Genomic DNA, 11,512 nt, shown 5'->3' with positions numbered 1-11,512 from the left:
TATTTTCTTGAACATACTTGTATCAAGGCTAGTATTTAAAACAAACAGTAAGCCTATTATTTTAGTTATTATTACTAACTTATTAGAGTTTTTTACTTACGCTTTCACTGCATCAGTTATACGCTTTTTCATGATACAAACGTAAACCTAATAATATGAGTGTATTTTCATTGCCATTTGTTCGATGAGTGCCTACTAACATTGCAGCAACTGGAGAATCCCCTTGTCACCATGAAAGTCAAACATTAACAACGTGGTTGGTTGCCTAAAATGGTGATCTCTGACCGCAAAGGCGATTAAGGCTAGAGAAGAGCAACTGCCCATCGTGCCCCACAACTCATTGATAAGCTGCGGTTGTTCTGGGTTCGTGAATCGTTCTGCTTTAGCCCCCAGAGCAAAGCCGTAATCTTCCGAGTGCATGCGAAGGTTCGTCATATCGGAATACACTTCACCAAATGAATCGAGCTTTTTACTCGCACGTTGAACAAGTCGAAACATGCCTCTTCGGTCTGAAGTGTTTAATTCCGTATCAATGTAGCCAAGCTGCGCTTGAGGCTTAAGTTTCAATGCCTCTATGGTATTTCTGCGACAAAGAATTAAACCTGCCCCACCCTCGCTCGGAATAACGCCCCATGGATTATTCGTACTCATTACCATCGCATCGTCGATGAGTGTTTGCATCGAATTCACCAAGGAATCGACACTGATACACATCATGGCATCATATTTATCCAATGATTTCATGGCCTGGAGAACGAAACTAGGCCCACTGGCATGGACTGCATTCACCACAGAGAGAAAGTCAGCGTAGTGACTTTCACCAAGCCATTCTTGCACCTTTACTAGTGAAACAGACGCAGGCACCGCTATAAGCAAAGGTATTGGTCTCAATGAACGTGGTAACTGCGCTAACAATGAATCAAGCAAGTGGGTTATTAACTCACACGTTTTCTCAAACTGCTCAATTTCTTTGGTGTATTCGATTTTTGCGTAAGTAAAACGCTCGATACCATCATCCCCTACACATTGGTCGAATCTTCCTAAATCAGCATACGAAACTGCACTGGCAATATCTAAATTCATACCGGTTGGCGTCATCACTTCCATACCTAGCACGTAACGGCCTGTTGAATTATGCATGCTCGCTTACCTCTTCCAACTTAGCGATAGATGTAGACACCAGCAAGTGTTCTTTCCCCTGACAAGGAAACGCGGCGGTGTAACTGATTGATATAGTTTTCTTTTCAGCATCAACGAATAAGGTGTACATCGCCATATCAACTTGATAGCTATCGTTATTAAAAACGGCAGTTGCTCGATATTTCTCTTTAGGAATGCGGAATGAAAGCGTGTCATCATGACAAAAGCCACTCATCATCAAACGCTCTCCTCCACGAAGGAAGCCTTTGCACTGTTGATCAATAGGCGCGCTTTGGAAGAAACGCTTATCAAAATCGAGTGGCAACATTGGCTTGCGGTTCTCAATCCAATCGTCATCGAACGTGCCGGCCAGCTTCTGGCGCGACTCAAAGAAAGGAGGCACGGGCCCGAACCCCGCAACGCGTAGTTTTTTCGCGGCGGCACTCCAGTCTTCACGAGGATAAAAAACCGAGGGCACTTTCTGCTCAAGCAGTTCTTTGTTGGAATCGGCAACCCCACCGCCTATTCGGTTACGTAAATCACCACCAATCGCGCGAGTGTAATCAATGTCTTTTTCAATAAATGGGACTGGGTTACTCAGCGTGATACTGCCAGCATGCTCAACCCATACGCGTTCCCCGTGAATAGCGAGAGTCTTATCGATATGACCATCAATCAGCACACGACACTCTTGGTATGTCACTGGCTTTTTCGCGTAGCTGCGCGCTTTGCCGTAAACAAGTACATCTGTGTTTTCTTTGGTATACGCGAACTCGTGGTCAACTTTCATCGCAGAGAAGCCTTCTTCGCCCAAATATTGGGGATCATCGAAGATTTCACTTTCACCTAATTCTTGCCAAACCACACCATCGAATTGCCATGTGCGTTTGGCGACCACAACCCAGACTTCATCGCCGTTTTCGTCACGTTGAAAACGACCTTTAAGTGATAGCTCAGGGTGCGCCTCAATATCCCATAACTGCATTGCTATTCCTTAAGTTGAATCGTTCGCTCGCAGAAGGTGCGGCCTTTAAATTGTTAAAGTTCCAGTCTTGTTGATGAATCGGCATTGCCATATCCCAAGGCACGTAGGCTCTGGATTGAATACAGAGTTGACGCCATAGCCAATCGCGGAACAGCACATCAACGTTAGCATCTTGCATCGCAGCTAACGTAGACTCGAAGCTCAATGCGTAACCCAAGCGGCTTGGTAGATTTTGGATATATTTTTCATCTTCCACCCACTCATTGAGAAGATCGACGATCTCTTCCCATTCATACTCGACACCAACATCTTGCGGAGTCAGAGGAAGAAGTTTTCCGTAGACGACATACAAGGCTTGAAGCCAAATTTCACCCTCAGCTTCCTCCAGACTTTCCAAGTGCTCGATGATTGGGGGCATCAACTTCCAATCACCACTCAGAGCAAAATCAACAGGTGCTAATGGAGAAGAGATATCAAACGCCTCAAACTCTTTTAACTCAAGCAACTTGGCATAAGTGAGCACTTGCGCTGATGGTAATCCACTTGGTTCGATGCCAAAGCTCTGACGGAACCAAGTGCCTCTGTCACGTTTGGCAATCAAGCGTTCAAATAGATATTGTTCGCTGCCTGCATTGTCATTAAGCCAATCAATCCCCTCTTTCACGTCTTGTAAAGCGAGTAGTGGCAAAGCAACATGAGAGCTAATGATGCTGGCTTTGTTCCAGCGCTTGATGAGAGAGACGCTTAGTGTTTGACGTACACGTAAGCATTCAAAGTAAAACGCACTGGATGTCGCATTACCCTCAATAAGCTCCGAAAGCGTGCTATCCATAGATTCAACCGGAGATTGCACGGCAACGACCATTGCAGTTTTAGCGTCAATATCTTCGAGCAAACTCAGTCCACACAAAAGGTTATCAAGATCTGAACCTAGCTCTCCTTGTAACATGAGCCAGATATAGATTTCTGGCTCTTTGCTTCTTAATTGATGGAGTAAGCCCGGCGCTAATCGATAAAACGACAAGTACACCTGCTCCAGTTCTTCAATTTGGCGTTCGATCAGCTTGAGATACGCCAACTCACGACTTGGATAACCCCTTTTGTGAATTTGAACTCGCTGCCTGATTAAAAACCCGATACTTTCAGAAGCAATGGACAGCTTTTCATTACAGAAATCCAGCCATGTTACTGGCAACTGGGAAAGGTCGTTCACAGCGCGCTCAGCTTTTGCTAACGCGCCTTCGACTTCTTGATTGGTTATGGGTGCCTTTAGGTGCTCGACACCGATTCTTTGTCGCATCTAGTTATCCGTTATTAGCGTGCCATAACGCGATTGCAATTAGTTAATACGAAGTAATTAGCTAACTCGGCGTAACTTGTTAACACAAAACCATTAGCTAACGCGAGGTAATTAGTTAATTGCTATCGTTCCGCCTTGAATTTTTTGTGCGTTTTCTGCTTGAGAAGTGACGTACTTCGCTTTAGTGGTAATTCGTCCATCGCGCCCGCTATAGCGAGTTTCTGTCTCACCACTTTTGACTACCAACTCTTGTTCTGTCTCGATAACCATCTTCTTCGCTCGCAATACAAACTCATCAGAGTCATCCAGAATGGAGAAGAAAATGTCCGTCACAAGAGGCAAGCTTAAGTCGTCGTTCAAAAACTCAATTCGACAACTTAATCGATTATCAATAGCCATTTGCAGTTCAGAACGACGAAAGCCACGTCCTAGCCTCGCAGTGAGTGGCTGCTTAAATGGGTTACCATCAAAATCAACTCGCACACTGCCCGTAGACTCATTGATAGCCACTATTATTCCAAAACGCGAAAAGCAAGCCGTTGATTCGGCTTGCTGCTCTGATATTACTTCTGTTGTAAGAGGTAGTTTTTCCATTGTTAGTTAACCACTACGTTGCCACCTTTCACGACGACTTTGTCACTGCCTTCGATCGTAATAGCCGAGCCTGATAACTTTATTGAACCATCACTGTTCATCACTAAAGAGGAACCACCCGTTTTCAATACAATCTTGTCGCCACTGATAATTTGCGTCGCACCATCGGCTTTATAAGCGGTGTTCCCTTTCACTGATACCGTTAAGTTGCCACCAACCGTCTGGTTATCATCAGCACCAATGTCTGAACTCTTAGACGCACCGATAGTAAGGTTACTGTTTTCACCAATATCTAAGTCATCATTTTTGCCGATCTTAGTCGTACGGTTATCACCAATTTCTAAGTCAGAATTGTTTTTCACATACTGAGCTTCATTCGCGTTGTATGTGACGGTAACGTCTTGCTCGACTGTCTCGGTAAACGTACTGTTTACTTGTGTCGTTTTATGCCCATGAATGGTTTCTTTATGGTCACCATGAACTTCATTCGTTTGGTGACGTGCAACCTTCAAGAATTCATCTTGACCGATATCACGGTAACGGTTGTTGAGCACCTTGGTCGACATGTCTTTTTGAGCGTGAATATAGACTTCTTCTTGGTTCGCTTCGTCTTCAAAACTCAACTCGTTGTAACCTGTTCCTTTATGCGTTTGCGTGCGGAACGTGGTACGAGTTTTGTTTTCTGGCAAAGAGTACGGTGGGAAATGCAAACCGTTGTAAACTGCGCCCGTAACTAACGGGCGATCTGGATCCCCCTCAAGGAAAGTCACTACGACTTCATGGCCAATACGCGGCAAGTACACTGCGCCCCAAGTTGGCGCCGCCATGGATTGGCTTACGCGGATCCAGCAACTTGAATGTTCATCGTTATCGCCATAGCGATCCCAATGGAACTGTACTTTCACTCGACCAAGTTTGTCGGTGTAAATCTCTTCACCTTCTGGTCCTACAACGACCGCCGTTTGAGGGCCATCAACCACTGGTGCTGCTAGTTTAGGCGCTTTAAAAACCACATCACGTGGAATACATGAGAACTGGTTGTAGTAAGTGGTTGGCATACCACTCGCTTCATCTTCATGCACTTGCGGATCTTGCCCTGTGTGCATTACAGACAACATGAGGTAATCGCGGTTAATCTCAGAACGTGGGTGGTCACTGACGTTAAAGCTGTAACCAGATGCTAAGCGCATTACGTCACTCGTTGCTTCCACTTGTTGATTATCGACTATGTGTTCCGACATCCACTCCGTGGTTCTCACTTGGCCCATCAGCGGGTCAACGTATCGTCCAGGATAATCAAACTGCTTGAGATCTTGGTCGAGCTCGCCAGCCTGTGTCATCTCTTGTGGAATTTTAGGGTGTTCGTAGTTGTAATCTGTGTACGTAACCTGTCCCGTTCTAACGCGGTTAACTAACTCGAGATCAGAGATATGTTCGCGATCGGCAACACCGCCACCATCGGCATGATAAACAATCGGCCCAATGTATGAAGCATTTAGTGGTGAGCTTATCAAAGGTGCAATCGCGTCATTACTGTCGACAATGACCATCGTATGATTTGAATCGCTATGGTCAAAGTAATACCACATACCGTGTTCAGCCATCATGCGCTGCACGAAGTGCAAGTCAGACTCACGATATTGCAGAACGTATTCTTTTGGAGGATAAGTACCCGACACTTCAAATCGGTAATCGGTGACTGCCCCATCATCGAGTACTTCTGTGATGATGTCTTGCGCTGACTTTTGCTGGAAAATACGACAATCTTGGCGCTGAGATAAGAACCAAGCTTGAGGAACCAATACTAATTGATAACGAGAAAAACGACGTCCAGTCCCTAAGTAACGAACTTCATTCACCACGCCGTTGAACACACGCGCAGCCCCAACACCTTGTCCGTAAAGTGTCAATGTTCCTGCTTTACGTATTAACTCATCGAACGAGATATCTGGATCAAGTGAAAGTAATGAGAGATTGATGTGGAAAGGCTTAGATAACTCTTCATGAACATGAAAGCTCTCAACCCGAAATTCATGCCCACATCCAGGCACTTCAAATTTAAATTCTACGTCATTCACCATATCTTTTACCTGATACAAATAATCGAATTAGGGCCAACAATCGTTGGCCCTGAATCTTTACGCGACGAGCAATTAAGCTTCGCGTGGAGCACGCCAGTCGTCGTTACCCGCAGTACCACAGTTTTCGTGAGTTACTTCGATCGCACGGTAAGTGAACTTAAGCACTTCTTCTGTCACGCGGTCAGCTGTTGCTGCGTCTTGACAGTGGTTCATACGAGTTTGGATATCGACAAGTAGCGCATCAATCAATTTGATTGAGTAGTAGTGCTCTTGTTTACCTTGAACTGAAGTACGGTAGAAGCGGATCACACACTCAGGAAGTTTTTCGCCAGATACTAGTGCGTTGAATAGTAGTGGAGATGAGCGATCTTGAACTTTAGTTACAACAAGTGGACGGTGTACACGTTGACCAGTTGGCTGACCACTTTGTGGATCACGTGGAACAGTTAGCACGTGATCAAGTTCTTGTACTAGGAACTCATCAACGTGAGCTTCTTGCCATGTGTTACCTACTGAATCTGCAGAGTAAGTATCTTTAGTAATATGGCCTTGAGTCTCACCTTGGATAGACATATATGCTGGAGTTGGCATCGCTATTTCCTTTTCTAAAATCTGTTTTGTTTAAATCACCAAATCGCTTATCACCGCGACTACTTGGTATAATCAAAGTCCGTGCCAACTTTAAAAACACAACAAAAACAACGAGTTAAACAAATTAAGACATTATTCACTAATATCTTGAGTACAATTTATTGGATAAAAAAACAAAAAGTTGGATTAAGATAATAATAAATTGTTCTAATTTTAAAAAGTGAAAATAACCATATAAAACTGTGTAAATAAAGTCATTAAAACTAATAAATCCGACACTTTTACTATCAATTAATTTAGAATAACAACGTCATTAAAATAACCACAAACATTAATGTCACAATAATCATTAAAAATAACCAACAAACGATAGTCAAAATATCTTGATAAAAAAAGAACGCAATCACTTTTAGTATAATAGCCGCTACTCTTTTCCTCTAAAGAATAAAATGGCTATGATAAATATAAACCTTTCTTCATTAATTCAGCGTCTACACCCGATTGCAAAAGTAGCATTAGAAGACGCCGCTGCACTTGCAGTCTCTGAAAAAGCAAACGAAGTTCAAATTGAGCATTATTTACTGAGTCTATTAGAAAGGCCAAATAGTGATTTTGACGTCTTATTAAGTCATTTTGATTGTTCTGAGAACTTATTAAGACAATCGGTTCGATCTACACTCGACACCAACGCCAAAGGAAATGGCAGCAAACCTGTTTTTTCTGCTTTATTAATCGAATGGTTACAAGAAAGCTGGCTGGTTTCTTCTTTAGATCTATCCGAAACACAAATCCGCTCTGGCGCCCTACTCCTTACTCTTGTTAGCAACCCTCTCCGTTACGGCCAACATGGTTACGCCTCTATCCTTGAAGCAGTAAACCCTGATAGCCTTAAACGTAACTTTGCAGAACTAACAAGCCACTCTATTGAGGCGCAAGTTGCTACTTCAGAGAAAACACAAGCTCGTGAAGATGGCTCAGCACTGAGCAAGTTCACAACCGACTTCACTGGTAAAGCACGCAAAGGCGAAATCGATCCTGTTTTCTGCCGCGACCAAGAAATTCGCCAAATCGTAGACATTCTTGCTCGTCGCCGTAAAAACAACCCTATTGCTGTTGGTGAACCGGGCGTTGGTAAAACCGCAGTAGTAGAAGGTTTGGCACTTAAGATTGTACAAGGTGACGTACCAGACAACCTCAAAGGTGTTGAGCTTTACGGCCTGGACATGGGTCTTCTGCAAGCTGGTGCAAGCGTAAAAGGCGAATTCGAAAAACGCCTAAACGCAGTATTGGATGAAGTGAAAAACTCGCCAACTCCAATCATTCTATTCATCGATGAAGCACACACCCTTGTTGGCGGTGGTAACCAAGCAGGCGGCAGCGACGCGGCAAACTTGCTAAAACCAGCCCTAGCGCGTGGTGAAGTGAAAACCATCGCTGCGACAACATGGTCGGAATACAAGAAGTACTTCGAGAAAGATCCTGCTCTTGCGCGTCGTTTCCAATTGGTGAAACTCGACGAACCGTCTCCTGAACAAGCAGCATTGATCATTCGTGGTCTGCGCCCAGCGTACGAGAAGTCACACAACGTTTACGTGCGTGATGACGCCATCACTGCTGCGGCAACGCTTTCTGCTCGTTACATCTCTGGTCGTCAACTACCAGACAAAGCGATCGATGTACTAGATACGGCGTGTGCACGAGTGAACATCAGCCTTAATGCTATTCCTGCTTCTGTAGAGACCCTGCAACAAGAACTTGCAGCTCAACAGCGCGAGCTTGAAGCACTTGAGCGTGATGCTCTGCAGCAAACTGGCGACAAGCACAGCCTTGCTAACATTCCAGACCTAAAACTGGCAATGGAAACAACGAAAGAAGAGCTAGCAGAACAAGAAACGCAATGGCACAAAGAAAAAGAGCAGATCCAAGAGATGATTGCTCTACGCTCTCGCTTACATGAACTGGTCTTCGGCGAAACAAATGAAGAAGAGCTTGTTGCAGACGAAGATTCAGAGCAAGACGTTTCTCCATATGCAGAAATGGATGAAGAAGCCGTTCGCATTGCAATTTCGGCCTGCCAAGAACAGCTAGATGCAATCCGCAATGGCAACCCACTAGTTCACTTTGAAGTGGGCCCAGATGAAGTCAGCCACGTGATCTCGGACTGGACTGGTATTCCTATGGGTAAGATGCTTCAAGACGAAGCAGAAACCACGCTAAAACTGAAAGAAAGCCTAACACAGAGCATCAAAGGCCAAGAATACGCTATCGATGCACTGTCTGAAGGCATTCAAACTGCGAAAGCTGGTCTAGGTAACCCAGACGCACCAACAGGCGTATTCCTGCTGGTTGGCCCAAGTGGCGTGGGTAAAACCGAAACGGCTCGTGCGATCGCTGATCAAATGTTTGGTGGTGAGCGCTTTATGACGACCATTAACATGTCTGAGTTCCAAGAGAAGCACACGGTATCTCGCCTAATCGGTTCGCCTCCGGGTTACGTAGGTTACGGTGAAGGCGGCATGCTGACAGAAGCGGTTCGTCAACGTCCATACTCTGTTGTTCTTCTTGATGAAGTGGAAAAAGCCGACCCTGAAGTGTTGAACCTGTTCTACCAAGTGTTCGACAAAGGCACGCTGAACGACGGCGAAGGTCGCACCATCGACTTCAAGAACACGCTGATCATCATGACCAGTAACCTTGCAACGCATGAGATCGAATCTTTGGTTCATCAATCAAAAGACATCGATGCGAACATCATCGCAGAAGCTATTCGCCCTACTTTGAACCAACACTTCAAGCCGGCGCTGTTGGCGCGTATGTCTGTGCTTCCGTTTGTTCCGCTGTCTGATGAAGCGATGACAGAAATCATTCACCACAAGCTGAACAAAGTTTCTCAACGTCTACAGAGCCATCACAAGTTGTCGCTAAGCTACGAAGAAAGCTTGGTTGAGTTCGTACTAGGTAACTGTCGCCTTGCTGAAACAGGCGCGCGTAATATCGACGCGGTCATCAACCGTCAGTTGCTGCCGCAACTATCGACTCAGCTATTAGTGCATGACAAGGATGATTCACATACGCAAATCGAAGTGTCTGTCGATGAGCAAGGAACACTAACCTATGCGTTCAGCTAACCATAGCGAACTTAGTAACGCCCTACTTGCGATCAGTCAGTCTTTGGCTGATCGCAGCCAGCTTACCCAAACATTGGATGCTGTGTTGACCGCGGCGAGACAAATGACCCTCGCAAAGCACGGCATCATTTATGTTTTGGACCAGACTGGGCAAGCGTTGATTCCAAGTACCGCTCACCATAACGATAAAACGATTGTTTCCCACCCTTGGGAAGCATTACAGTTAGACTCAGCCAGTGAGAACGACCCATTTAACTTTGCCATTCGTAATGGTGAAGTGGTGTTGATTAACGAGTTGTATAAGTACAACGGCTATGACTGCGAAAGCATCTATCAAACTGAGCAGACACTGGGATTAAAAAGCGAGAACTTACTGGCTTGGCCTTTGATTGATAGCGAAAGCAAAACCATTGGACTGTTAGTCTTACTCGATTTGAACGTCATCGACAACGAGGCAGCCTTGACTGAGTTTTGTCGTATGGCTGCGAGTAATATTCGCCAAGCCGTTTGGTTAGAGCAATACGGGCAAGTAATAAAAAATCTCAATGCCGACAATCAAGCCTTAGTACGCGAGAACACTCAGCTCAAAAAGCGTACCCAGAAAGCCTATCAAGGTCCTATTGCAGAGAGCGAAGAAATGCTCAATGTCTTGAATCGTCTTGATAAGGTGCTATCTCTTCCTGTCGATGTGCTGTTGCGTGGTGAAACGGGCGCTGGTAAAGAGGTGATCGCGAAATACATTCACGAAAACTCTAATCGTTCAGAACAACCTTTGATCGTACAGAACTGTGCCGCCATCCCAGAGCAGTTATTAGAGTCAGAACTCTTTGGCCATAAGAAAGGCTCATTTACGGGCGCAGACAAAGACAAAGTCGGTTTGTTTGAAGCAGCCAACGGCGGCACGCTTTTCCTAGATGAAATTGGCGATATGCCAATGCTACTACAAGCGAAGTTACTGCGTGTACTGCAAGAGCGTAAAGTTCGCCCAATCGGCACTAGCAAAGAGATTGAAGTGGACGTTCGCGTTATCGCCGCAACCCACTGTAATCTTATGCAGCAAATCAAAGATGGCGGATTCCGTGCCGATTTGTTCTATCGTTTGAATGTGTTCCCTATTACATTACCACCACTGAGAGCACGCAAGTCAGACATTATTCCCCTTGCCGAACATTTCGTGCAACACACAACCAACACGCTAGGTTTGCCGCAAGCGCCAGGGTTAAGTGCCAACGTACGTAAACAGCTTCTTGCCTATCAATACCCCGGGAACGTGCGTGAGCTTAAGAACATCATCGAGCGCTCGGTGCTACTGTCTGATTTTGAAACCATTACTCACATCGAGTTTGGCGAACAAATCCCAGAAGATGTGCCAAGTATCGACATGAAAGCAGCCTCACCTACCCCAGACCAACCTGCTTACGAGCGGCAGGCACAAGCGGATTTAGAAGACGCTTCAAAGAGCCTTAAGGACGTCGTTAGCCAATACGAGCGTACTGTGATCATCGACTGCTTAAATGCCTGCAATTGGCACACCAAGAAGGCCGCTGAGCAATTGGCGCTGCCAATGAGCACTCTCAACCATAAGATGAAGAAATACGATATTTCTGCAGCGGGTTGATGGGGCTTAAAAAGAAAATTCTAAATTCAGTATGAAGTCATAAGAAAAGAAAAACCGCCCGAAGGCGGTTTTTTT

8 protein-coding genes are annotated in these 11,512 nt (G+C 45.2%); 2 read left to right on the top strand and 6 right to left on the bottom strand.

Features of this window, described 5'->3' with window-relative positions:
• Positions 1-195: 195 nt before the first annotated feature.
• The 6 genes from ACWPOD_RS02055 to ACWPOD_RS02030 form a co-directional block, all read right to left on the bottom strand.
• Entirely contained in the window at positions 196-1,140 is a 945-nt protein-coding gene (locus ACWPOD_RS02055) for a hypothetical protein (protein ID WP_337168887.1), read from the bottom strand.
• Positions 1,133-2,125, bottom strand: a complete 993-nt coding sequence (locus tag ACWPOD_RS02050) for a DUF2169 family type VI secretion system accessory protein (RefSeq protein WP_456231495.1) — start codon at positions 2,123-2,125, stop codon at positions 1,133-1,135. The genes ACWPOD_RS02055 and ACWPOD_RS02050 overlap by 8 nt, the downstream gene beginning before the upstream one ends.
• On the bottom strand, positions 2,106-3,425 hold the full coding sequence (locus ACWPOD_RS02045; RefSeq protein WP_456231494.1) for a hypothetical protein: 1,320 nt from the start codon (positions 3,423-3,425) through the stop codon (positions 2,106-2,108). Before ACWPOD_RS02045 ends, ACWPOD_RS02050 begins: the two co-directional genes overlap by 20 nt.
• Before the next feature lie 111 nt (positions 3,426-3,536).
• Positions 3,537-4,019 carry a hypothetical protein gene (locus tag ACWPOD_RS02040; RefSeq protein ID WP_456231493.1) on the bottom strand — a complete coding sequence of 161 codons (483 nt, stop codon included), beginning with the start codon at positions 4,017-4,019 and terminating at the stop codon, positions 3,537-3,539.
• A 2-nt stretch (positions 4,020-4,021) separates the two neighbouring features.
• Positions 4,022-6,100: a type VI secretion system Vgr family protein gene (tssI, locus tag ACWPOD_RS02035; RefSeq protein ID WP_109169809.1), complete on the bottom strand. Its 2,079-nt coding sequence runs from the start codon at positions 6,098-6,100 to the stop codon at positions 4,022-4,024.
• A gap of 72 nt (positions 6,101-6,172) precedes the next feature.
• The gene (locus ACWPOD_RS02030) at positions 6,173-6,691 is read right to left on the bottom strand and encodes an Hcp family type VI secretion system effector (RefSeq protein ID WP_005373415.1); all 519 of its coding nucleotides are present in this window, start codon (positions 6,689-6,691) and stop codon (positions 6,173-6,175) included.
• Positions 6,692-7,146: 455 nt separating this feature from the next.
• On the opposite strand from ACWPOD_RS02030, the gene tssH reads away from it, so the two are divergent.
• Together tssH and ACWPOD_RS02020 are read left to right on the top strand one after the other, a co-directional pair.
• Positions 7,147-9,819 carry a type VI secretion system ATPase TssH gene (gene tssH, locus ACWPOD_RS02025; RefSeq protein WP_167427862.1) on the top strand — a complete coding sequence of 891 codons (2,673 nt, stop codon included), beginning with the start codon at positions 7,147-7,149 and terminating at the stop codon, positions 9,817-9,819.
• The gene (locus ACWPOD_RS02020; protein WP_085343953.1) at positions 9,806-11,437 is read left to right on the top strand and encodes a sigma-54-dependent Fis family transcriptional regulator; all 1,632 of its coding nucleotides are present in this window, start codon (positions 9,806-9,808) and stop codon (positions 11,435-11,437) included. Before tssH ends, ACWPOD_RS02020 begins: the two co-directional genes overlap by 14 nt.
• The last annotated feature ends 75 nt before the right edge of the window (positions 11,438-11,512 follow it).

Source organism: Vibrio sp. JZG120 (assembly GCF_053890955.1).
This window is presented reverse-complemented; position numbering and strand designations above follow the sequence as displayed.

Coding starts and splice junctions, on each gene's coding strand:
- tssI (WP_109169809.1), bottom strand. CDS start 6,100: ATGGTGAATGACGTAGAATTTAAATTTGAAGTGCCTGGATGTGGGCAT.
- ACWPOD_RS02020 (WP_085343953.1), top strand. CDS start 9,806: ATGCGTTCAGCTAACCATAGCGAACTTAGTAACGCCCTACTTGCGATC.
- ACWPOD_RS02050 (WP_456231495.1), bottom strand. CDS start 2,125: ATGCAGTTATGGGATATTGAGGCGCACCCTGAGCTATCACTTAAAGGT.
- ACWPOD_RS02055 (WP_337168887.1), bottom strand. CDS start 1,140: ATGCATAATTCAACAGGCCGTTACGTGCTAGGTATGGAAGTGATGACG.
- tssH (WP_167427862.1), top strand. CDS start 7,147: ATGATAAATATAAACCTTTCTTCATTAATTCAGCGTCTACACCCGATT.
- ACWPOD_RS02040 (WP_456231493.1), bottom strand. CDS start 4,019: ATGGAAAAACTACCTCTTACAACAGAAGTAATATCAGAGCAGCAAGCC.
- ACWPOD_RS02045 (WP_456231494.1), bottom strand. CDS start 3,425: ATGCGACAAAGAATCGGTGTCGAGCACCTAAAGGCACCCATAACCAAT.
- ACWPOD_RS02030 (WP_005373415.1), bottom strand. CDS start 6,691: ATGCCAACTCCAGCATATATGTCTATCCAAGGTGAGACTCAAGGCCAT.